The organism is Saccharothrix saharensis (assembly GCF_006716745.1).
Classification (GTDB): domain Bacteria; phylum Actinomycetota; class Actinomycetes; order Mycobacteriales; family Pseudonocardiaceae; genus Actinosynnema; species Actinosynnema saharense.
In genome coordinates this window covers 2,483,226-2,505,213 of the sequence record NZ_VFPP01000001.1, presented here as the reverse complement: position 1 = coordinate 2,505,213, position 21,988 = coordinate 2,483,226, and the positions used below count along the sequence as shown (strand labels likewise).

General features: G+C 73.5%; 23 protein-coding genes. 15 read left to right on the top strand and 8 right to left on the bottom strand.

Going from position 1 to position 21,988, the window contains the following annotated elements:
• The first annotated feature begins 5 nt into the window (after window positions 1-5).
• Entirely contained in the window at window positions 6-962 is a 957-nt protein-coding gene (locus FHX81_RS10120) for a sensor histidine kinase (protein ID WP_141977227.1), read from the top strand.
• On the top strand, window positions 959-1,615 hold the full coding sequence (locus tag FHX81_RS10115) for a response regulator (protein WP_141977225.1): 657 nt from the start codon (window positions 959-961) through the stop codon (window positions 1,613-1,615). Before FHX81_RS10120 ends, FHX81_RS10115 begins: the two co-directional genes overlap by 4 nt.
• On the opposite strand, the gene FHX81_RS10110 is transcribed toward FHX81_RS10115, so the two are convergent.
• On the bottom strand, window positions 1,585-2,301 hold the full coding sequence (locus tag FHX81_RS10110) for a MerR family transcriptional regulator (protein ID WP_246107735.1): 717 nt from the start codon (window positions 2,299-2,301) through the stop codon (window positions 1,585-1,587). The two genes, FHX81_RS10115 and FHX81_RS10110, sit on opposite strands and share 31 nt — an antisense overlap.
• A gap of 104 nt (window positions 2,302-2,405) precedes the next feature.
• On the opposite strand from FHX81_RS10110, the gene FHX81_RS10105 reads away from it, so the two are divergent.
• Both FHX81_RS10105 and FHX81_RS10100 read left to right on the top strand, forming a co-directional pair.
• Window positions 2,406-3,296 (top strand): ABC transporter ATP-binding protein, encoded by an 891-nt coding sequence (locus tag FHX81_RS10105; protein ID WP_141977223.1) that lies wholly within the window; start codon window positions 2,406-2,408, stop codon window positions 3,294-3,296.
• Window positions 3,293-4,144 (top strand): ABC transporter permease, encoded by an 852-nt coding sequence (locus FHX81_RS10100; protein WP_246107734.1) that lies wholly within the window; start codon window positions 3,293-3,295, stop codon window positions 4,142-4,144. The genes FHX81_RS10105 and FHX81_RS10100 overlap by 4 nt, the downstream gene beginning before the upstream one ends.
• Before the next feature lie 22 nt (window positions 4,145-4,166).
• Here the strand turns inward: FHX81_RS10100 and FHX81_RS10095 are convergent, their stop codons facing one another.
• Both FHX81_RS10095 and FHX81_RS10090 read right to left on the bottom strand, forming a co-directional pair.
• A complete protein-coding gene (locus FHX81_RS10095) occupies window positions 4,167-5,126 on the bottom strand; it encodes a hypothetical protein (protein ID WP_141977221.1) in 960 nt (319 codons plus the stop codon).
• 73 nt (window positions 5,127-5,199) lie between these two features.
• Window positions 5,200-5,835 carry a hypothetical protein gene (locus tag FHX81_RS10090; RefSeq protein WP_141977219.1) on the bottom strand — a complete coding sequence of 212 codons (636 nt, stop codon included), beginning with the start codon at window positions 5,833-5,835 and terminating at the stop codon, window positions 5,200-5,202.
• A 17-nt stretch (window positions 5,836-5,852) separates the two neighbouring features.
• Here FHX81_RS10090 and FHX81_RS10085 point away from each other — a divergent pair, with 17 nt between their 5' ends.
• The 5 genes from FHX81_RS10085 (at window position 5,853) to FHX81_RS10060 (ending at window position 9,633) form a co-directional block, all read left to right on the top strand.
• Window positions 5,853-6,044, top strand: a complete 192-nt coding sequence (locus FHX81_RS10085) for a hypothetical protein (RefSeq protein ID WP_141977217.1) — start codon at window positions 5,853-5,855, stop codon at window positions 6,042-6,044.
• Window positions 6,045-6,105: 61 nt separating this feature from the next.
• Window positions 6,106-7,596: an amidase gene (locus FHX81_RS10080; RefSeq protein ID WP_141977215.1), complete on the top strand. Its 1,491-nt coding sequence runs from the start codon at window positions 6,106-6,108 to the stop codon at window positions 7,594-7,596.
• A 34-nt stretch (window positions 7,597-7,630) separates the two neighbouring features.
• A complete protein-coding gene (locus FHX81_RS10075; RefSeq protein WP_141977213.1) occupies window positions 7,631-8,491 on the top strand; it encodes an NAD(P)-dependent oxidoreductase in 861 nt (286 codons plus the stop codon).
• A 155-nt stretch (window positions 8,492-8,646) separates the two neighbouring features.
• Window positions 8,647-9,168, top strand: a complete 522-nt coding sequence (locus tag FHX81_RS42585) for a hypothetical protein (RefSeq protein WP_170231850.1) — start codon at window positions 8,647-8,649, stop codon at window positions 9,166-9,168.
• Between the two features lie 108 nt (window positions 9,169-9,276).
• Window positions 9,277-9,633, top strand: coding sequence for a DUF6292 family protein (locus tag FHX81_RS10060; protein WP_141977209.1), 357 nt, complete (start codon window positions 9,277-9,279; stop codon window positions 9,631-9,633).
• Here the strand turns inward: FHX81_RS10060 and FHX81_RS10055 are convergent.
• Entirely contained in the window at window positions 9,620-10,180 is a 561-nt protein-coding gene (locus tag FHX81_RS10055; protein ID WP_141977207.1) for a hypothetical protein, read from the bottom strand. The two genes, FHX81_RS10060 and FHX81_RS10055, sit on opposite strands and share 14 nt — an antisense overlap.
• A gap of 5 nt (window positions 10,181-10,185) precedes the next feature.
• A complete protein-coding gene (locus FHX81_RS10050) occupies window positions 10,186-11,346 on the bottom strand; it encodes an L-histidine N(alpha)-methyltransferase (protein ID WP_141977205.1) in 1,161 nt (386 codons plus the stop codon).
• Between the two features lie 154 nt (window positions 11,347-11,500).
• Between FHX81_RS10050 and FHX81_RS10045 the strand changes: the two genes are divergently transcribed.
• Window positions 11,501-14,416, top strand: a complete 2,916-nt coding sequence (locus tag FHX81_RS10045) for an AfsR/SARP family transcriptional regulator (protein WP_170231993.1) — start codon at window positions 11,501-11,503, stop codon at window positions 14,414-14,416.
• A gap of 130 nt (window positions 14,417-14,546) precedes the next feature.
• Here the strand turns inward: FHX81_RS10045 and FHX81_RS10040 are convergent, their stop codons facing one another.
• Window positions 14,547-14,726: a hypothetical protein gene (locus FHX81_RS10040; RefSeq protein WP_141977201.1), complete on the bottom strand. Its 180-nt coding sequence runs from the start codon at window positions 14,724-14,726 to the stop codon at window positions 14,547-14,549.
• Between the two features lie 406 nt (window positions 14,727-15,132).
• On the opposite strand from FHX81_RS10040, the gene FHX81_RS10035 reads away from it, so the two are divergent.
• The 4 genes from FHX81_RS10035 to FHX81_RS10020 all read left to right on the top strand — a co-directional run bounded on the left by FHX81_RS10035 (window position 15,133) and on the right by FHX81_RS10020 (window position 19,311).
• Window positions 15,133-16,140, top strand: a complete 1,008-nt coding sequence (locus FHX81_RS10035; protein WP_141977199.1) for a GDSL-type esterase/lipase family protein — start codon at window positions 15,133-15,135, stop codon at window positions 16,138-16,140.
• Window positions 16,141-16,280: 140 nt separating this feature from the next.
• On the top strand, window positions 16,281-17,270 hold the full coding sequence (locus tag FHX81_RS10030; RefSeq protein WP_246107733.1) for an efflux RND transporter periplasmic adaptor subunit: 990 nt from the start codon (window positions 16,281-16,283) through the stop codon (window positions 17,268-17,270).
• 29 nt (window positions 17,271-17,299) lie between these two features.
• Entirely contained in the window at window positions 17,300-18,004 is a 705-nt protein-coding gene (locus FHX81_RS10025) for an ABC transporter ATP-binding protein (RefSeq protein ID WP_141983857.1), read from the top strand.
• The gene (locus FHX81_RS10020) at window positions 18,001-19,311 is read left to right on the top strand and encodes an ABC transporter permease (protein WP_246107732.1); all 1,311 of its coding nucleotides are present in this window, start codon (window positions 18,001-18,003) and stop codon (window positions 19,309-19,311) included. The genes FHX81_RS10025 and FHX81_RS10020 overlap by 4 nt, the downstream gene beginning before the upstream one ends.
• Before the next feature lie 4 nt (window positions 19,312-19,315).
• On the opposite strand, the gene FHX81_RS40400 is transcribed toward FHX81_RS10020, so the two are convergent.
• The gene (locus FHX81_RS40400; protein WP_170231992.1) at window positions 19,316-19,843 is read right to left on the bottom strand and encodes a DUF4232 domain-containing protein; all 528 of its coding nucleotides are present in this window, start codon (window positions 19,841-19,843) and stop codon (window positions 19,316-19,318) included.
• A gap of 460 nt (window positions 19,844-20,303) precedes the next feature.
• Here FHX81_RS40400 and FHX81_RS10010 point away from each other — a divergent pair, with 460 nt between their 5' ends.
• Window positions 20,304-21,116, top strand: a complete 813-nt coding sequence (locus FHX81_RS10010) for a nitroreductase/quinone reductase family protein (protein ID WP_141977195.1) — start codon at window positions 20,304-20,306, stop codon at window positions 21,114-21,116.
• A gap of 244 nt (window positions 21,117-21,360) precedes the next feature.
• Here the strand turns inward: FHX81_RS10010 and FHX81_RS10005 are convergent, their stop codons facing one another.
• Complete coding sequence (locus tag FHX81_RS10005; protein ID WP_141977193.1) at window positions 21,361-21,933, bottom strand: TetR/AcrR family transcriptional regulator; 573 nt, start codon at window positions 21,931-21,933, stop codon at window positions 21,361-21,363.
• Between the last annotated feature and the right edge of the window lie 55 nt (window positions 21,934-21,988).

Sequence of the window (21,988 nt, the reverse complement as noted above, 5' to 3'; positions counted from 1 at the left end):
GCACCATGCGCAACGCCACGCTCCTCGCGGCCCTCGCGCTCGCGGGTCTGCTGAACGGGGTGGCCACCGACGCGCTGCCCGCGTGGCGGCAACTGCTGTACCCGGTGTTGGCCGTGCTGCTCCACCTGCACGGCAGGCACCTGCCGGTGCACCGCGGCGGCCTGGTCGTGGGTGCGGTGGCGGTGGTCGGGGTGGGCATCGCGGCGTGGCGGATCTGGGAAGGCGTCGGCGCGTTCGCGAGCCTCGGCCTGTCCGTCGTGCTGCCGTGGCTCGCCGGCCGGTTCCGGCGGCAGCAGGCCGAGCTGATCACCGTGGGGCGGGAGCGGATTGTGCAGTTGGAACGGGCGCAGGAGCTGGTCGCCGAACGCGCCCGCCTGCGGGAGCGGACCCGCATCGCGGCCGACATGCACGACTCGCTCGGCCACGAGCTGGCGTTGATCGCGCTGCGGGCGGGCGCGTTGGAGCTGACCGCCGAGACCGAGTCGACCCGCGCGGCGGCGGCCGGTCTGCGCGCCTCGGCGGTGACCGCCACCGACCGGCTGCGGCGCACGGTGGGCGTCCTGCGGGAGGGGCCCACGACGCTCGAACCGCCCGACGAGACGGTGGAGGCGTTGGTGGCACGGGCGGCGCAGGCGGGCCTGCCGGTGGTGCTGACCCGGACCGGCGACCCGGCCGAGCTGCCGTCGTTGACGGACCGGGCCGTGCACCGGGTCGTGCAGGAGGCGTTGACGAACGCCGCGCGGCACGCGCCCGGCGCGCCCGTGACCGTGGAGGTCGCCGGGATGGAGGACGTGGTGGTGACCGTGACCAACCCGGTCGACCGGGAACCCGCCGGCGACGGCGGCAGTGGGCTGGAGGGGTTGGCGGAACGGGTCCGGCTGCTCGGTGGCACGCTGCGGTCGGGCGTGGTCGACGGCCGGTTCACCGTGACGGCCCGGCTGCCCCGGGGAGGTGGGGCGTGATCCGCGTGCTGCTCGCCGACGACGAGGCGATGGTCCGCGCCGGCGTGAAGGCGATCCTGGACACCGACCCGGGCATCGACGTGGTCGCCGAGGCCGTCGACGGGCGGGAAGCGGTCGAGCTGGCCCGCGTCCACCGGCCCGACGTGGCGCTGCTCGACATCCGCATGCCCCGCCTGGACGGCCTGGCCGCCGCCGCCGAGCTCCGGCGGGCCGCACCGGACGTCGCGGTCGTGATGCTGACGACGTTCGACGAGGACGAGTACGTGGCGCGGGCGTTGGGTGAAGGGGCGAACGGCTTCCTGCTCAAGGCCGCGGACCCCCGGGAACTCCTGATCGGCGTGCGCGCGGTGGCCGACGGCGCGGCCTACCTGTCACCCAGGATCGCCCTCCGCGTGGTGGCCGACCTGCGCGGCGGTCGGCTCACCCGCCACGACGACGCCCGCCACCGGGTCGCCGCCCTCACCGGACGGGAGCGCGAGGTGCTGGCGCTGGTCGGGGAGGGGCTGTCCAACCAGGAGATCGCCCGCCGCCTGACCCTGGTCGAGGGCACGGTGAAGGCGCACGTCAGCGCGATCCTGCACCGCCTCGACGTGGCCAACCGGGTCCAGGCCGCGATCGTGGCCTACGAAGCCGGGCTGACCACGGCCAGGTAGCCGTCCAGGGCGGCGGCCGCGGTCAGCATCGCCCTGGCCCGCCGGCCCAGTTCGGCCTCCCGCGCGGTGATCGCGGCCCGCAACGCGTCCGCGCCGCCCGAGCTGCGGAACTCGTCCATGATCGGCTTGATCGCGGGCAGCGGGTAGCGGCTCTGCCGCAGCGTCGCCACCAGGCGGGCGTCGCGCAGGTCGGTCGGGCCGAACCGGCGGTGCCCGTCGGTGTCGCGCCCGGGCAGCAGCAGGCCGGCCGACTCCCACACCCGCAACGCCGACGGCCGCACACCCAGCCGCGCCGCGACCTCGCCGACCCGCAACCCGGTCCGCGGCACGGTGTCCGGCGGGTGCCCGGCCACCGCCTCCAGCGCCACCGCCTCCAACGCCTCGGCTGTCGCCCGCAGCGCCAGCCGCTGCTCGTGCGCCGCCGCGTGCAGGGCGTCGAGCCGGGCCAGTGCCGGGTCGGGCGCGCCCGCGTGGATCGAGCGCATGATGGCCTTGGCGGCGTCCCACCCGTAGCCGCGACCCAGCGCCCGGTACGTCGTCACCGCCTGCCGGTGCCGCTCGTCGAACACCCGGTACCCGGCCGCCGAGCGTTCGGCGGGTGGCAGCACGCCGTCGGCGAGGTAGTTGCGCACCTGCTGGGCCGAGATGCCCGCGGCGCGGGCCAGATCCACCGGGCGAAGCCCCACGCCGACCGCCCTCACGTTCAACGGGAATTTGAAGGTTGCGGCCGAGGTTCCCGGGGGAACTCGGCACAACCTTAAACAGGGTACTTCAACGATACGGTTGAAGCATGAAAACCAGCGACAACCAGCGGGAATCGCCGGTCGTGCACACGCGGGACCTGCGCATGCGCTACGGCTCCACCGACGTGCTGAAGGGGGTGGACCTGACCGTCGGACCGGGCGAGGTGGTCGCGCTGCTCGGGCCCAACGGCGCGGGCAAGACCACGACCATCGAGATCCTGGAGGGCTTCCGCAAGCGGTCGGGCGGGGAGGTGAGCGTGCTGGGTGTGGACCCCGACCGCGGTGACGAGGCGTGGCGGGCCCGCTTGGGCGTGGTGCTCCAGTCGTGGCGCGACCACGGCCGGTGGCGGGTGCGGGAGTTGCTGTCCTACCTCACCCTGTTCTACGAGCCCTACCGCGAGCGGGTGTTCGACCCGGACGAGCTGATCGGGCTGGTCGGCCTCACCGACCACGCCGACAAGAGGGTCGGCGCGCTGTCCGGCGGGCAGCGGCGGCGGTTGGACGTCGCGGTCGGCCTGATCGGGCACCCCGACCTGCTGTTCCTGGACGAGCCGACGGTCGGCTTCGACCCCGAGGCGCGACGGGGGTTCCACGAGGTGGTGGGCCGCCTGACCGGCACCGCCATCCTGCTCACCACCCACGACCTGACCGAGGCGGAGAAGCTGGCCGACCGCATCGTCATCCTGGTGTCCGGGCGCGTGGTCGCCGACGGCACCGCCGCCGAGCTGGCCGACCGCATCGCCGGCGAGGCCGAGGTCCGCTACCGGCTGGACGGGGTGGAGCACGTGCTGTCGACTGCCGACTCCACCTCGTACGTGCGGGAGCTGTTCGCCGAGCACGGCGAGGCGGTGGACGACCTCGAAGTGCGGCGCGCGAGCCTGGAAGAGGTGTACCTGGCGCTGGTGCGCGACTCCGAGCACGTGGCGGTGAGCGCGTGAACGGCCGTGCGGTGGCGGTCCGCGCCGGGGTGCGGCGCGGCCGGATCGAGTTCGGGCACACCATGACGAACGCGGGCGAGCTGATGGGCTGGCTGTGGCTGCCCGTGGTGGCGCTGATCGTGATGTACGCGTTCGGCGACGGCGCGATACCCGGCGTCGACTTCCCGCTCGGCGCGCAGGCCGTGCCCGGCATCCTCGCCATGAACGCCGTGTTCACCGGGTTGGTGGGGCTCGCGATGACGCTGACCATGGACCGCGAGGACGGCACGCTCCTGCGGGCGAAGGCGACGCCGAACGGGGTGCCGGCCTACGTGGTCGGCAAGGTGCTGGGCAAGGCGGCGATGGCGGTGGCCGTGGTCCTGCTCGTCCTCGTCCCCGCGATGCTGCTGTTCGACGGCCTGCGGCCGGGCCGCGTGTCCACGTGGGTGACGTTGGTGTGGGTGCTCGGGCTCGGCCTGCTCGCGGTGCTGCCGATCGGGGCGATCCTGGGCGCGGTGTTCGGCAACACCCAGAGCCTCGGGTTCGTCACCCTCCTGCTCATGGCGCTGGTGGCGGTGTCGGGCGTGTTCTACCCGATCACCGCGCTGCCGGAGTGGTCGCAGTGGGTCGGCCAGGCGTTCCCGTTGTACTGGATGGGGCTCGGCCTGAGGTCCGCGCTGCTGCCGGACGCGGTGGCGGCGGCCGAGATCGGTGGGTCGTGGCGGCACGGGGAGACGGTGCTCGTGCTGGGTGTCTGGGCGGTGGTGGGGTTCGCCCTGGCATCGGTGGTGCTGCGCCGCATGGCGCGGCGCGAGTCGGGGTCGTCGGTCGCGGCCCGGCGTGAACAGGTGGCGCAGCGCTTCGACTGACGGTCGCCGAGGGCGGTCGTGGTCAGTCGAACAACGTCGGCAGCTCGCCGCGCTGCGACGCCACCAGCACCCGACCGACCCGGACGTCCGGCGCGGCCGGCGCGAGCACCCGCACGACACCGGTCTGGTCGGCGGGTTGGTCGACGGTCGCGCCGGGCAGCGTCGCGGACCACGGCTCGGATTCGAGGTTGGTGCGCACCAGGTCCATGAGCGCGTTGGGGTTCTCGTCGGGCACGCACACCACCTCGGTCGTCCCGCCGTCGGCGGCGGTCCGCACGCCCGCGGCCACCGGCAGCCCGCTCTTCGGCTTGCTGATCACGGCGGCCGACACCTCGCCGAGGCACCGGGCCAGTTCGCCGATCATCGGGTCGGCGGCGAGCGAGTTGTCACCGGCCGGTTCGGTGACCCACTTCAACGCCTCACCGGCGGGGGCGTGCGTCACCGCGCCGGCCTGCACGCGGACCTGCTGGAACCCGGTCACGATCCCGGCCTCCGCCAGCGGCCCGTCCGGGTCGATCTCGTGGTCCGGGCCGGTGGTCCACGTGCCGGAGCCGCCCTTGCGGCCGCCGAGCGCCTGGAGCTTCGCGTCCACCGCCGCCACGTCGACGTCCATCCGCAGCACGGCGGCCCACGTCGGCGGCTGCCCGACCCGCAACGCCGTGGTGGCCGCCGCCGGGTCGAAGCCGACCAGGTCGGGCAGCACGCGGCTGTGCCCGGCGAGGTCGGAGTAGCCGTAGCCCCGGAGGCCGCCGAAGCGCTCGGCGTCCGCGGCCAGCAGCGCCCGCACGGCCGCCACGTCGCCGTACTCGACCAGCACGGACGACTCGGCGGTGGCCCGCACGTCCGCCAGCGCGCCCAGCAGCCCGGTGCCGGGAGTGGGCGGCGCGCCGTCGGCTTCGGCCGAGCACCCGGCCGACAGGGCGGCGCACCCGACCAGCAGGACGGTGACAGCGGCCAGCGGCACGCTCGAACGCTTGTTCACCACCCGAATGGTAGGGCGGTGGGCGCTTCGGCACGCGCGTTTTCGAGGAAGCCCGGAGCCGGTGGCGGCTCGGTCACGGGGAGGGGATCTCCACGGCGATCTCCTCGCCCAGCCGTGCCCCGTCCGAGAGGTCCAGTTCGTCCCCGCTCCAGAAGCGGCCCGGGTCGTACCAGTTCGCCCGCCGGCCGGACGGCAGCAACCCCATCGCCTCGTACGTCACGGCCACCACCTCCGCGCAGTAGGCCGTTTCCAGCGTGGCGTCCGACGACTTGCGCAGGTTCGGCAATCGCCCGCGCAGCCACCGGCTCGCCAACCGCGCGGTCGACGGGAACGGCGTGCCGTTCAGCCGGGCCACGGTCTTCAGCACGGCGTCGTCCTGCTCCCGGGTCGTCGGCCGGTCGAGCTGCCGCAACCACGCGCGTTGCCCGTACTTGCGCGCCCACACCAGCACCGCGTCCCGCAGGTCGTGCAGCTGCACGCCGCGGTGGTGCGTGCCGGTCCACACGTCCGGCAGCGAGCGGCCCAGTTCGGCGTGCCACATCAACGGCGGCAGGTCCTCGACCGCGACGGTCATGCCCACGTGGTTGACCGGGCTGTTCGTGGTCACGCGGATCGCGCGGTCGGCCACCGAGCTGCCGCGGAACAACCAGACGTCACCGGTTCGGGTGAGCTCGACCGCCTCGTCCAGACCGATCTTCGTTCCAGCCATCCCGGTAGCCTAGGCAGATGCGGTGGTGGAAGCTGCTCGGACTGGCCGGTGTCGCGGGTGTCGCGGCGACCGGGGTGGTGATCGCGCGGGCGGAGCGCAAGCGTCGCGCCTACACGCCGGACGAGATCCGGGCCCGGCTGCACGCCCGGGTCGGCGAAGGCACCACGTCGGGTGGAGGCGCGTCGGGGGAGTCCGGAGCGCCGAGGTAGGCCGAAGGCCCGACCAACGGAGGGTTGACCGGGAACGGTTCCCGGGACTGGGGTGACCACCATGCGATCCCTGCTCGCGGCCCTGTTGTGCGTGCTCGTCGCCGCCCCGCCGGCCAACGCCCACACCCGTCCGGTCGAGGACCTGGACGCGGCGACCATCCCGCAGCTGGTCCGCCGCCTGGACGCGGGCACCCTCACCGCCGTCGACCTCACCCGCGCCTACCTGCGGCGCATCGAGACCGTCGACCGGAAGGTGCGGTCGGTGGTCGCGGTGAACCCCGAAGCGCTCGCCCAAGCCGCGGAGAGCGACCGGCGGCGTCGGCAGGGACGCGCCAGGGGGCCGATGGACGGCATCCCGGTGCTGCTCAAGGACAACATCGACACCAGGAGCACGGGCACGACGGCCGGGTCACGCGCCCTGCGCGTACCGCCGCGCGACGACGCCGAACTGGTGCGCCGGCTGCGTGCGGCCGGTGCGGTGGTGCTGGGCAAGACGAACCTGTCGGAGTGGGCGAACTTCCGCTCCACGACGTCCACGTCCGGGTGGTCCGCGGTGGGCGGGCAGACCAACAACCCGCACGTCCTCGACCGCAACCCGTGCGGCTCGTCGTCCGGCTCGGGCGCGGCGGTGGCGGCGTCGTTGGCGCAGGTCGCGGTCGGCACGGAGACCGACGGCTCGATCGTGTGCCCGGCGGGGCAGAACGGCGTGGTCGGGCTCAAGCCGACGCTCGGCCGGGTCAGCGGCGACGGCGTCGTGCCGATCTCGTCGCGGCAGGACACGGCGGGCCCGATGGCGCGGCACGTGGTGGACGCGGCGATCCTCATGTCCGCGTTGGAGGGCAGGGGTGTCGACTACGCGGCGGGCCTCGGGTCGGCGACGTTGCGCGGCAAAAGGGTCGGCGTGTGGCGCCTCGCGGGGCGCAACGCCGAAGCGGACCGGGTGGTGCGGGAGGCGGTGGACGTGCTGCGGCGGTCCGGCGCGGTGGTGGTCGAGGTGGAGCTGCCGTACCAGGCCGAGGTGGGGGCGGTCGAGTTCCCCGCGTTGATCACGGAGTTCAAGCACGACCTGGAGCGGTACCTGAGGACGCGGCCGGGCGCGCCGAAGACGCTGGCGGAGCTGATCGCGTTCAACGAGGCCGACCCGGTCGAGTTGGGCAAGTTCGGGCAGGAGCTGTTCCTGGAGGCGGCGAAGGCACCGCCGATCACCGATCCGGGGTACGTCGAGCAGCGCCGCACCGCGACCTCGCTCGCCCGCCGGTCGATCGACGAGGTGCTGGCCGGGCACCGGCTGGACGTGATCATGGCGCCGACGAACGGGCCCGCGTGGCGGACCGAGTACGGCCGCGGTGACGCGTACGAGTTGGGGTCCTCGACGCCGGCGGCGGTGTCCGGGTACCCGAACGCGACGGTGCCGGCCGGGTTCGCCGGGTCGTTGCCGATCGGGGTCTCGTTCATGGCCGGGCACGGCGCGGACGCCCGTGTCCTCGGGATCGCGGCGGCGTTCGAGCGGGCGGCGGACGCGCGGCGGGCACCGGGGTACTCGCCTTCGTGATGCGGTCCACCGTCCTTGGTGGAATGTTGGGCCCATGCGCGTGGTGGTGCTGGGCACGGGTCTGATGGGCGCCGGGATGGCGCGGAGCCTCCTGCGGTCCAAGATGGACGTGGTGGTGTGGAACCGGAGCGCGGCCAAGGCCCGGCCGCTGGCCGACGAGGGCGCGGTGGTCGCCGAGGACCCGAAGAGCGCGGTCGTCGGCGCCGACGTCGTGATCACCATGCTGTTCGACGCGGACGCGACGGCCGGGGTGATGGCGGAGGCGTTGCCGTCGGTGCCGGCGGCGGACGGCGCGGTGTGGGTGCAGTGCGGCACGGTCGGGTTGGCCGGGATCGAGCACCTGGCGGAGCTGGCGGCCATGTACGGCGTGCCGCTCGTGGACGCGCCCGTGCTCGGTACGCGTGCGCCGGCGGAGCAGGGGACGTTGACGGTGCTCGCGGCGGGGCCGGTCGAGGTGCGGGAGGCCGTCGCGCCGGTGTTCGACGCGATCGGTGTGCGCACGGTGTGGGCGGGGGAACGGGCCGGGGACGGCCAGCGGTTGAAGTTGGCGGCCAACTCGTGGGTGCTGTCGATCACGGCGGCGACGGCGCAGGCGGTGGCGTTGACGCGGGGGTTGGGGTTGGATCCCGACGCGTTCCTGGAGGTCATCGCGGGTGGGCCGGTGGACAGCACCTATGCGCAGGCCAAGGGGAGGGCGATGATCGACGGTGAGTTCCCGCCGTCGTTCGGGGTGGACGGGGCGGTCAAGGACAGCGGGTTGATCTTGGCGGCGATGGCGGTGGCGGGGACGGATGACCGGTTGATGCGCGTGTTGGGGGAGCACTACCGGGTGGCGTCGGAGAGGGTGGGGGAAGGGGCGGACATGGCGGCGGTGGTGGCGGCGTTCGGGTCGTGATCAGGGCGGCTCGCGGTTGAGGGCGGCTCGCTGGTCCGGTCCGGCTCGATTCGACATGGGGCCTCGCGGGGATGTGGGGGGTCCGATGTGGGTGGGGTGGGTGTCGGCGGGTATCAGTGGGGCAGGTGTCGGTTGGGTGGGTGGAGGTGGCGGCGGTGGGGGCTGGTGGGGTGGTCGCGGTGGCGGCGGTGGTCGGGGTGTTGGCGGTGGGGGTTGCCGGCGGCGTCGAGCCCGATGAGATGTGGCGGGATCGGGGGTTGAGGGTGGTGGATCGGGCGACGAGGGCGGACGGGGAGTGCGTTTCGCACTCGTTCGGGCAGGTGCAGGAGTTGTTGCGGGTGGTGCCCTGTGCCGGGTTGGAGCGGATGATCTTCACCGTCACGGACGACGCCGGTAGTACGGCGGTGGTGTTCGTGGCGTGGGTGGAGTTCGGGGATCGGGAGGCGGCGCGGCGGTTCAAGGAGCTCGAGGACGTGCACGGGACGGGGGACATCACGCCGTTGACGGGGGCGTTGGTGCAGGTCGAGGACGTTCCGTTCACAGCGCACAACTACGACTCGGACGTGGTCGACGGGGTGACGGTGGTGATCGCGGAGGCGGAGAACGTGGTGGGTGGGTTCACGGCCGAGTACCTGGACGACATCGCGGGGATCGCGGTGCGGACGCCCCGGCCCTGAGAAGAAGTCGGAACGTACGGGTTTTGGAACTCCACGGTCGGGCTACCCCGGAACGCGTCGGGTAGTCGGCGCGGACCGGTGCTTCGGGGGCGGGGACGGTGGTGCGTGGTGGACTGGGAATTCGATGACGAAGGCGCGGTACGCGCGCTGTTGGCCTACGTGTCGGACGTGACGCGGGCGCTCGGGCTCAGCGGTGAGTGCTCGTTCGTGCACTCCGACGGCTCCCGGCTGGGTGCCTACCTGGCGCTGGACGGTCACCTGCCGGGGTTCGCGGACCGGGACGTGGCGCTGCTCTGGGACGAGGGTCGCGGCTGGTCGGTGGCGGTGGAGAGCGACAGCTCCGAGCCGCCGTTCGTGCTGGCGCGGTTGCGCGGGCCGGTGCGGCCGGAGCCCGCGGCGGTGGCGCGTTGGGTCGACGGGTTGCGCCTGGTGCACGACGGTCGGGAGCTGCTCACCGCGAGCTGACGTAGGCCTGCGTTTCGTCCAGCAGGGTGCGGACGCCCTGGAAGAAGCTGGTGGCGCTGTGCAGGGCGGCGTGGAACTGCTCCGCCTTCTCGTCGGACGGGCTGGTGAACACCAGCATCTCGGTCAGCTCGAGTCTCCGGTTGACCGACGCGACGGCGGTGCGCCAGCGGTGCAGCAGGTCGATCAGGTCGGCGTCGCGGTGCGGGCTGAGCGATCCCGAGGACAGCGCGGTGTCGACCGCCGACTGGACCAGGCGCGGGTAGACGCGTCGGGCGCGGGAGCCGGTGGCGTTGAAGGCCTCGCCGTCCAGGGTTTCCCGGTTGCGGGCCATCTCCAGGCGGATGGAGTCGAGCGCCTGGTTGCGCTGCTCGCGCTGCGAGGCCCAGCGCTCGGCGAAGATGCCGGTGATGCCCGCGAGCAGGGCCAGCGAGTTCACCGCCGGTTCCCAGCGCTCGCCCGGCGGGGACACGACGAGCCAGCTCACGCCCAACGCCATGGCCACCGCGAGCGCGCCGAACGTGAGCGCCGTGATCGCGACGCGGGTCATCGCGGTCAGTTCTCCCAGATGACGCGGGCCACGTCGTCATCCGGTCGCGGCGCGGGCACCGGGTCGCCGGGGGCGAGCAGCAGCAGGTCCATGCCGAACCCCTGGGCCGAGCGCGGCACGGCGAAGTCGGAGTGGGTGCCGGTGACCTTGCGCATCCCGGCCGCGCGGACGATGCCGTCCAACGCCCGGCGCGCGTACTTGCGGGTCAGGTAGAGGCGGATGGTGTCGCGGTCGGGGAACGCGACCCTGGTGCGGTCGGGCAGCATCATCAGGATGTCGTCGCCGGTCTGGTTCTGGTAGACGACCTTGACCTTCAGCGCCCGGTCGCCCTCGACGGAGCCGCGGAACTGCACGGCGTCGACGGTGATCGTCAGGTCGGTGTTGTGCAGCAGGGCGCTGGTGACGAACTCGCGGTACGCGCGGCTGCGGGAGTACTCCTCGACCGCGTCGCGGGCCAGGTCGTCGCTGAGCGCCTCGGTGGTGGCGACCTCCAGCAGGAACCGGTCCTGCGGCCGGGCCAGCGCGGTCAGGTTCGCCAGCAGCTCGTCGTCGTGGTCGAAGTTGGCCAGCGTGTTGCCCAGCAGGGAGTACAGCACCGGCTCGTCGCCGACCAGCCGGTGGACCAGGTCGCGCAGCTCGGCGAGGTTGTCGGTGATGGAGAAGTCGAGCTGCACCGGCACGACCCGGTGCCCGCGCGGGCCGACCCGGTGGGTGGCCTCCCGGGTGCCCAGCCGCAGCATCTCCGAGCTCATGTCCACCGGCAGGTAGAGCAGGTCCTGGTTGTGCTCCAGCAGGTGCTCGAGGATCAGCCGGTCCTTGTGGCCGGTGCCGACGCCGAAGCTGACGTGGTGGAAACCCTCGCCGACCCGGCCGCGCACCCGGCCCCAGCGGCGGGTGAACGAGTCCAGGCTCTGCTTCATCACCAGGTAGAACGGGTCGGCGCAGGCGTGCGCCCAGGCGATCGTCGGCCCGATGCCCCAGTAGGCGTAGCCGGAGGTGATCTGCTTGCCGTCGCCGTTGGACGACGGCTTGCCCAGCAGGTCGCCGGTCAGCGCGGCCAGCTTGTCGCGCTGGTCCTCGCCCACGAGCACCAGCGACCAGGCGAAGTCCGACTCGTCGATGGCCTTGGCCAGGTCACCGACCAGGCGCCCGTCGCTCGCCGTCACTCGGCCTCCTCCGCTGTGGTCCGCACCGGCAGCCTACCGATCACCACCGACGGTCACGCGGTTTCGGCCGCGGGCCTGTCCGGGACACGTCCGGACAGCCGGACAGGCTGTTTCCGGTGCGCCGGGATGACTAGTTTCTGCCGTCATGGGGGGCATGGTGCGGGTTGCGGTCCTGGGTCCGGTCGAGGTGGCGCACGGGGAACGGCTCGTCGCCGTGCCCGGTCCGCAGTTGCGGTGCGTGTTGGCGGTGCTGGCGTCGGAGGCCGGGCGCGTGGTGCCGGTGGCGCGGTTGGCCGAGGCGCTGTGGGACGTGCCGCCCGCCACCGCCCGCGGCACGGTGCAGGTGTACGTGTCGCGGTTGCGCAAGCTGCTGGCCGGGCCGGGCGTGGCGCTGGTCGGCACGGGCGGCGGGTACCGGCTCGACATCGACCCGGACGACGTCGACCTGCACCGGTTCCGGGAGGCGGCGGCACGGGCGCGGGCGAGCGCGGACGTGGCGGTGCGGCGTCGGCTGCTCGCGGCGGCGTTGGCGGAGTGGCGCGGCGCGCCGCTGGCCGACACGGCGGACGGTCCGCTGCGCAACCGGCTCGTGGTCGCGCTGGCGGAGGAGCGGCTGGCCGCGCTCGAGGACCGGGTGGAGGCGGACCTGGAGCTGGGCCGCCACCACGACGTGGTGGGGGAGCTGACCGCGCTGGCCGCCGAGCACCCCGGGCGGGAACGCGTGGCGGCCGCGCTGATGCTGGCCCTGCACCGGTGCGGGCGGCGGGTGGAGGCGTTGGAGGTCTACCGGCGGTTGCGCGGGCTGCTGGTCGAGCAGGCGGGCGTCGAGCCGGGCGCGGACCTGCGCCACCTGCACCAGCGGCTGCTCGACGACGCGGACACCCCGGCGGCGGTCGCCACGCCGACGCCGCGGCAACTGCCGCCGGCCGGTGACCTCGTGGCGCGGGAGGACCACCTGGCGGTGCTGGACGACCTGCTCGCCGTGCCCGCCGCCGGGCCGGTGCTGGTCGCGCTGGTCGGCATCCCCGGGGTGGGCAAGACGGCGCTCGCGCTGCGGTGGGCGCACCGGGCGGCCGACCGGTTCCCCGACGGACAGCTCTACGTCGACCTGGGCGGTCACGGCGAGGGTGAACCCGTGCCGCCGCGCGCGGTGCTGGGTGAGTTCCTGCGGGCGTTGGGCGTGCACCGCGACCACGTGCCGGAGAGCGAGGCCGAGCGGTCGGCGTTGTGCCGGTCCCTGCTGGCCGACCGGCGCGTCCTGCTCGTGCTGGACAACGCCCGGTCGGCCGAGCAGGTCCGCCCGCTGCTGCCCGGCGCGCCCGGCTGCGCCGTGCTGGTGACCAGTCGCGCCGAGCTCGCCGGCCTCGCCGCCCGCGACGGCGCGCACCCGGTCGCCGTCGCGCCGATGTCGACCGAGGAGGGCGTGTCGTTGCTGCGGGGCGTGCTCGGCCGGCGGGTGGACGGTGAGCCGGCCGCCGCGGCGCGCCTGGTCGACCTGTGCGGCGGGCTGCCGCTGGCGTTGCGGGTGGTGGCGCACCGGGCGGTGCGGCGGCCGTCGGTGAGGTTGGCGGCGCTGGCCGACCAGTTGGCCGACGAGACGCGGCGGATCGACCTATTGTCACCGCCGGACGACCCGTCCGCGGCGGTGCGGGCCGTGTTCTCCTGGTCCTACCGGGCGTTGCCGCCCGACGTGGCGTCGCTGTTCCGCCGGCTCGGCGCGTTGCCCGGCCCGGACTTCGACGCCGAGGCCGCCGCGGCGGCGGCCGGCGCGGAGGTCCACCACCGGCTCGCCGTGCTGGCCGCCGGTCACCTGGTCGAGGAGGTCGGGCTCGACCGGTACCGGCTGCACGACCTGCTGCGCGTGTACGCCGCCGAGCTGGCCGACCCGGAGGAGGGGCGCGCCGCCGCGGTCCGGGTGCTGGACTGGTACCTGGACCGGGCGGCGAAGGCGGTGGCCGCGGTCGAGACGGGCGCGGATCCACCCGACCGCGACGCCGCGGCCGGGTGGCTGGAGGCCGAACGCCGCAACCTGGTCGCGGCCACCCGCCTCGCCGCCGCGTCCGGCCTGCACGAGCACGCGTGGCGCCTGCCGGACGCGGTGTGGCGGCACTGGTTCACCCTCGGCCTGGTGGACGACTGGACCGCCGCGCACGAAGTGGGCTTGGCGTCCGCGCGGGCCCTCGGCGACGCCCGCGCGCAGGCCGCGATGCTGAACGGCCTCGGCGTCGCCCACCAGACCGCCCAACGGCACACCGACGCGTTGCACGCCTACGAGCAGGCGTCGGTGCTGTGGGAGGAGCTCGGCGACGACGCGAGCGCGGCGCGGACGTCGACCAACATCGCGATCGTGCACTACCTGACCGGCCACTACCGGGAGGCGGTCGAGCACGGCGACCGGGTGCTGGCGCTGCGGCTGCACCAGGACGACGCGTTCGGCGAGGCGGTCGCCCACACCGCGCTCGGCGGGTTCCACCTCCGGCTCGGCGACCCGGCCCGCGCGCTCGACCACGGCCAACGGGCCCTGACCGTGTTCGAGAAGCTGGCCCACCGGTTCGGCGTGGCCGCCGCCACCCTCAACCTCGGGCACGTGCACCGGCAGGCGGGCGAACCCGACCGCGCGGCCGCGCACTACCGCGACGCCCTGGTCCGGTTCCGCGAGCTCGGCGACCAGCGGCACGAGGGGGAGGCGTTGTGCGGGCTCGGGTCGGTGCACCTGGAGCGCGGCGCGTTGAGCCAGGCCCGCGACCACCTCGACGCGGCGCTCGCGGTCGGCGTCCTGGCCGGCGACCCGCCGTTGCTGGGCGAGGTGCGGTACCGGTTGGGGCTGCTGCGCCTGGCGACCGGCGAGCCGGAGTCGGCGTTGCGGCACTTCGAGCACTCCCGGCGGCTCGGCGGCCCGTACGAGCGGGCGCGCGGGCACCACGGGGTGGCCCGCGCGGAGTGCGCGCTGGGACGGCACGGTTCGGCGGCGCGGTCGTGGCGCGCGGCGGCGGAGGGGTACGAGGTGCTCGGTGTGCCGGACCGGGCGGTGCCGGGGTGCCCGGTGTGCGCGGCGGCGGTCAGTCGGTGATCCGGCCTCGCCCAGCGCCGGGCGGAGCGCGGACCCGGCGGTCACCGAGCGTTCGGTCTTCCTTGCCCCACAACGAGAACGGGGCCGCGGGCGGTTGCCCACGGCCCCGTTGGGGGACAGCTGCCGCGACTCACCGGGACATCGGTTCGAGGACGCGGCCCGACGCGATCAGGTGTTCCCAGGTGCGGCCGCGCTGGCTCGGTGGCGCTTCGCCGTCCGCCGTGCACGTCGGGTACACCAGGCCGTAGGGGACGGGTTGGTGGAAGAGGTCTCCGCTGCGGATGTCGATCAGGTCCCGCGACTGCGCCATCACGACCTCCCGTCACAACAGGTTGAGGTGCCCATGATCCTGCTCCTCGTCGAACCGGGTGGGGGAGCTTCGGATACCCGCTGAGCTGCACTGATATGCCAATTTCGTTGCGACGTAAGGGTGAACCGCGTGGTCACCGCCGGTGGCGGACCGCCGCTCGCCCGGCCGACCGGTGACCCCGCCGAGGCCGACGTGGCCCGCGCCCGCGCGCAGCACCTCGCCACCTGGACCCGACACCCGCCGCCGTTCCTCTGTGGACCGCCCGTGAGCTGCGGACAGCCGAAGGCTCGGGCAAAGCAGCCGATCGGCCGTTGTCGCCAGGTTACGCGCGCCCTACGGTCGGATCACGTCCGAACGACGGCACACCTTTTGGAGGCCTGCGGTGTCGCGGAAACAGGTTGGCGCCGTGGTCGGCGCGCTCTTGCTCACCGGCTCCACCTTCTTCGCCATCCCCATCACCGCCGCCGCCGTGGACGACCGGCCGACCGCCGTCGTCTCGCTCGGCGACAGCGCGATGTCCGGCGAGGGCGCCGGGTCCTACGAACCCGGCACCGCGGGTGAGAACGGCAACTGGTGCCACCGCTCCACCCAGGCCATGGTCCACCGCACCCGACTGGCCGACCGCACGTTCAACCTGGCCTGCTCCGGCGCGGACTCGGCGAACGTGTCGCTGGCCGACACGGTGCACTACACCGAGGGCTCGCAGGCGCGTCGGCTGATCGACATCGCCCGCCAGTACCGCGTCACCACCGTCGTGGTGCAGGTCGGCGCGAACGACGACGTCCGGTTCGCCGACACGATGGTCGACTGCGTCGCCGCGTGGGTGAACCCGTTCGGCGCGAGCTGCCGCTCCAAGCTCGAGCGCGAGTGGCCCGGCCGGCTCGCCGGCATGGCGCCCAAGGTCGAGAACGCCCTGCGCGACGTCCGCTCCGCGATGAGCCAGGCCGGCTACGCCAACTCCGCCTACAACCTGATCCTCACCTCGTACGCCTCGCCCGTGACCGAGAAGATGGACCGCTACCTGCACGGCCCGCAGGGCTGCCCCCTGCGCCTGGCCGACGCCGCCTACGGCCGCACGGTCGCCGTGCCGCAGCTGTCCGAGGCGTTGCGCGGCGTGGCCACCCGGGCGGGTGTGAAGTTCCTCGACTTCTCCCGCGCCACCGAGAACCGCGAGGCGTGCAGCAAGGGCGAGAGCTCCGCGGGCGAGTGGCAGCGCCGGCTCACCGTCGACCCGTACGCGCTGGTGACCGGCGGCCTGGACGCCATCGGCATCCACATGGCCCAGCAGTCGTTCCACCCGAACGCCGACGGCCACGGCCAGCTCGGCCGCTGCCTCACCGAGTTCGTGCAGGGCGGCGCGGGCTCGGCCCGCTGCCTCGCGGGCGCCGACGGCAACCTGCACGCCGTCGCGTAGCACCCCCTGACCACCGGGAATCGCTCCCGCCCGACCTCGGGTGGGAGCGATTCCCCGTTGGCGCGCAACCCCGGTCACCCCGCCGGCGTCATATGGGTAAATTGGCGGAACCGGATTGGGGAATCGCTTTGGGGGGACCGGTGTCCGAGAACGCCTTCGTCCGCGTGTGCGGACTGGCCGCGGCAGCGCTGACCGCCGCCGCGTGCACGTCGACCGGAGCCGAGCCGCTCAACCCGGAGCTGGCACCGCGCGGCACCGTGCAGACCACGGCCAAACCGACCCGGCAGGACCTGACCAACAAGGTCGGCCTGACCGGCAAGGTCACCATGAACCCGCTGTTCGGCATCGTCGCGCCGGTCGCGGGCGAGGTGCGCTACTGGTCCGTGCCCGAACCGACCGGCACACCGACCAAGCCGACCCGCGTCGCCACGGTCTGGCTGGACGGCAAGCCGAACAACGTCGACGTACCCGCCGGCGCCACGTTCGGCGGACGCCTGGTCGACGACCGCGCCAAGGTCACCGCCGGGATGCCGATCGCGTCGGCGAAGTACGCGGGCTACGGCATCGTCGCCGAGATCAGCGGCGACCAGGCCTACCGGATCTCCGAGGCCGCGCAGGGCGTCGTGCAGGCGCAGATCAAGAACGGCCCCGGCCCGTTCCCGTGCACCATGCTCGGCACGATCGCCGCCCTGCCCGCCGGCACCGTCCCCGCCGCGCCGCCCGAGCGGGAACCCGACACCGACGCCACCGGCGCGAACACCCCCGCCCCGCCGCCCCGGCAACCCGACAGCTCCTCCGAACCCACCGGCCTGCGCCTGGTGTGCACCGCGCCCGCCGACGTCAAGATGGTCAACGGCGCCGCCGCCACCCTCGAACTGGTCACCGCGTCCGCGCAGGGCGCGCTGGTCGTGCCGGTCGAAGCGGTCGCGGGCGGCCAGGGCCAGGGCAAGGTCGACGTCGTCGGCCCCGACGGCGCCAAGAAGACCACCGACGTCGTGCTCGGCCTCACCGACGGCAAGGTCGTGGAGATCAAGTCCGGCCTCACCGGCGACGAGACGCTCGCCGTGCCCGGACCGAACCTGCCGCCGGGCGACGCCGCGGGCCAGGTCGAACCGGGAGCCGGCAAGTGACCACGTCACCCCTGCCCGTGCCGCCGCCGATGACCGCGCCGCCGCTGCTGCACCTCACCGGCGTCACCAAGACCCTCAAGGGCCAGGACGAGCCGCGCACCATCCTCGCCGGCGTCGACCTGACCGTGCACGCCGGCGACAGCGTCGCCATCCTCGGCCGCTCCGGCTCCGGCAAGAGCACCCTGCTCAGCCTGATCGGCCTGTTCGACCGACCCGACGGCGGGCAGTACCTGCTCGGCGACCGCGACATCACCCGCATCCCCGAGCGCAAGGCCGCCGCCTTGCGCAGCGCCGAGTTCGGCTTCGTGTTCCAGCGCTTCTTCCTGCTCAAGCACCTCACCGCCGCGCAGAACGTGGCCATGGCCCTGGTCAACGGCCAGGGCTGGCTGCCGCGCCGCAAGCGCAGGGCGAAGGTGCTCGCGGCGCTCGAACGCGTCGGCATCGGACACCTCGCCAAGCACAAGCCACCCCGCCTGTCCGGCGGCGAGCAGCAACGCGTCGCCATCGCCCGCGCCCTGGTCCGCGAGCCGCGGATCCTGCTCGCCGACGAGCCCACCGGCGCGCTCGACACCGAGACCGGCAACCTGGTCGTGGAAGTGCTGCGCCAGGCCACCGACGTCGGCTGCGGCCTCGTGCTCGTCACCCACGACCACGACCACGCGGCGAAGATGGGCCGGGTGCTGCACCTGTCCGACGGCCTGCTGCGCCCGGCCGGGCAGCGGGTGGTCGCGTGATCAGGCTCTCCGGCAGGCTCCGGGCGTCGCTGATCATCGGCGGCCAGGGCATCCGGGCCCGCAAGCTGCGCACGTTCCTGTCCATGGTCAGCCTCTTCCTCGGCGTGCTGGCCGTGGTGGTCGTGCAGGCGGGCGCGGAGATCGCGAACCGGGCCATGCTCGCCGACGTCGAGCTGTCCCAGGGCAAGGACGGCACCCGCCAGATGTACCTGCCGTCGGAAGGCCGGACCACACCCGTGGTGCTGGAGGTGCTGGACGGCCGCGCCGACGCCGTGGCGGTCACCAACGCGCGGGCCATCATCGGCGAGCCCGGCGTGAAGCCGATCAACGAGGGCGGCGGCCCGATCGACCAACCCGGCTACGGCGGACCGCCCATGACGTGCGACGCCAACGGCTGCTACGCCCTCGAAGACCCCGACAGCGCCGTGCCGCAGGGCCAGGCGGTCGAACTGCAACTCGTCGGCCTCACCGGCGACATCCGGCGGTTCCGGCCGTTCCGCCCGTCGCAGGGCCAGTGGCTGGACTTCGCCGGCGCACCGTCCCTCGCGCCCCGGCTCGTGCTCAACGAACAAGCCGCCAAGGCCTTCACCCGCTACCACGTGCCCGCCGAGATGAGGGTCGACGGTGCGACGGCCAACCCGACGCCGCAGATCGTCGGCGTGGTGGACGACGGCGGCTACCAGCCCGCCGCCTACGTGCGCGCCGACGAGCTGACCAACTGGATGCCGGTCGCGAGCATGAACGACACCACCTCGGGCCGCGGCGGCCTCCAGGTGTTCATGACACCGGACGCGGTCGAGGTCGAACACGCCCTGCGGGCCAGGCTGGTCGCGGCGGGCACCCCCGAGGACCAGATCCACGTCAACACCGTGGAGACGTTGGAGCGCATGTCCACCGAGCTGGCGCTGATGCGCTGGATCTTCCTGGGCATGGCGGCGCTGGTGCTGCTGATCGGCGTCGCGGGCATCCTCAACGTCGGCCTGGCCACCGTCGGCGAGCGCGTCGAGGAGTTCGCGCTGCGCCGCGCCGTCGGCACGCCCCGCCTGCTGCTCGCCGGCATCGTGCTGGCCGAGACGCTGCTGACCGGTCTGCTGACCGCGGCGCTGGCGATCGGCGCGGGTGTGGTCGGGCTGCAGCTCGCGCTCACCCTGTTCGGCTCGCAGTTCCCGGCGCTGGAGGGCACGGCGTTCCCGTGGCAGGCGGGCGTGGCCGGGATCATCGCGGGCCTGGTGGCCGGTATCCTCGGCGGCCTCGTCCCGGCGTTGCGGGCGGCGCGCATCCCGATCGCCACGGTCATGCGCGCCTGACGCGTCAGGGCGCGGCGGTCCACGGGCGGACACCGAGCTTGCCGGTGCTGCCCAGGTCGATCGTGATCGGACCGCCGCCGCTCGGCGCGACCGGTGTGAACACCCGCGTCGGCTCCCCGGTCGCGACGGCCAGTTCCAGGTGCTCGCCGACCACCGGCGGCGCGGACGTGTCGGTGTGGGTGTTGCGCCACAACAACCCCGTCACCGCCGACCCGCCCGGCGGCACCGTCACCGGCTGCGGCTCGGCGTCGAACGCCGCCACCGCGGAGATCCCGAACGACCCCCGCCCGACCGCGATCGTCACAGGTCGGCGGTCGCCGTCCAGGACCGTGACGGACGGGTAGCCGTCCAGCCGCAACGGTTCCGTGCCGCAGTTGGTCAGCTCCAACGTCAACACCCGCAGGCCGGAAGCCGCTTCCTCACCGGTCACGGCGTACTCCACCCCGGTCGGGCAGGTGGTGGGCGTCGGAGTGGGCGGCGCGGCTGTGCACGCCGACGCGGCGAACAACAACAGGAAAAGAAGTCGGGGCACGTCACCGATCGTCGCACAATGATCGAGCTTGCCCGTCCGCGCATTCCCGGGATAAGCTCCACGACGTGACTGCCGGGTCGGCCATGGGCCACGAGCGAGAGAGTCACCCGGCCAAGGTTTGACCGCCGGGTGGGCCAGAGGCCCGCCGCACACCGGGGTTCCCCGGGTTTCCGCGCTTGTAGGCGCGACGTACCCTGAACCCCTGTTCTCCCACTTCACCGCACCTTTGCGCGTCCGCAACACCGCGTACCCGCGGTGCCCTCCGGTGCCTTCACGCTCGCCATGCCGACACCCTCCGGCGCCTGCACGGAATGCCCACCGGATCCACCGCACTTCTCATTCGAGGCACTCCCGCTCGAGCCTTCACGCAAACCGCGGGCCCATACCCGCGTCAGCAAACCCACGGCGCCTCGCACCCGTGGTGATCCGTCGTGCCCAAAACTCCAGGAGACGTCCACCAATGGATTTCAACCAGCAGGTCATCGCCGAGTTCCGCGCCAACGCGGGCCGCGTGGGCGGCCCGTTCGAGGGAGGCAGGCTGATCCTGCTGACCACCACGGGCGCCCGGACCGGCACCCGCCACACCAACCCCGTCGGCTACCTGCCCGACGGCGACCGGATCGTGGTCATCGCGTCCGCCGGCGGCTCACCCCGCAACCCCGACTGGTTCCACAACCTCGTCGCCGACCCGGTCGTCCAGGTCGAGGACGGCGTGTTCACCTACGAGGCCAAGGCCACCGTCCTGGAAGGCGACGAACGCGACCGGCTGTGGGCGCGGGCCGTCGAGTCCGACCCCGGCTGGGCCGAGTACCAGGCCAAGGCGTCCCGGCAGATCCCGGTGATCGCACTGACCCAGATCGCCGGCGGCCCACCGAACGCGTCCAGCTGGGGTGCCGCGCTCAAGCTGGTGCACGACGCGTTCCGCCGCGAACTGGCCACCATCCGCCGCGAAGTGGCCTCGTCCGAGCCGATCGTGGGCGCACAGCTGAAGGTCAACTGCCTGACCGCCTGCCAGGGTCTGCGCTTCCACCACACGTCCGAGGACAACGGCACGTTCCCGATGCTGCGCGAACGCTTCCCCGAGCTGATCCCCACCCTCGACCGCCTCGCCGAGGAGCACGAGCGCATCGCGGAGGTGCTGGCGCGGCTCCAGCGGACCGTCGAGCGCGGTGACGCGGTCACGTTGCGCGCCGACGTCGACCGGTTGATCGACGAGCTCGAAGCGCACCTGGCCTACGAGGAGGAGCAGCTGATCCCCTTCCTCGACGCCTGACGGCCTCGATGCCCGACAGCCCGCCCGCCCCGCCCACCGTCCACAGTGGTGTGATCCACAGTGGTGCGACGAGGGTGGGGCGGGGGTGCTGTGCCCGTGCCGCCCGCCGTGCCTCGCCGCCTCCTTCCCCGGCAACGTCACTGGTGCGACGTGCGACACTCGACAGACCTGACTGGTTGATCACTCATTCCTGCCGTCGGAGGAGGGGTCGCCGGTGAGCGGCCTCTCCCGCGACGGCGTCGGATCAGTAGTGGCGGATGCCCTTGGCCAGCGTCCTCGCCCACGGCGCGTCGACGTGGTCCGCGTCCACCGCCATCACCAGGTGGCACAACATGCCCTTGGCGAAGAACTCCTGCACCTGCTCCTCGCTGCCCCCGGACACGCCCCGGACGTACTCGACCGTCCGGGCGTACCCGCGCTGCACGACCTCCCGCACGGCCGGTTCCGAGATCGCCGCGCACTGGGCGTGCATCTGGACCAACAGGAGCGTGTTCTCCTCCGCGATCAGCCGTGCGTAAGCCTCGCCCATCGCGTCCAGGACCGCCTCCGGCGTGCTGCCCCTCGCCCCCGCGACCCCGTCGGCCAGGCTCTCCCTGATCCGGGCGAAGCAGTGCTCCGCCACGGCCAGGAACAACGCCTCCTTGTCCGGGAACAGTCGGTAGACGTAGGCCTGGGATATCCCGGCCGACTTCGCGACCTCGCCGGTGGTGGTGCCGTAGTAGCCGCGGGCGGCGAACGCGCCGAGGGCGGTGCGCAGGACCGTCTCCCGACGTTCCTCGGCGGTCGACAGGCGGCGTTCACCCGGTGTGGCTGGCATGGGTGTAATCAACCGCTCACACCTGGGGAAGTCAAGTCGGCGGACCCGGGTGGAC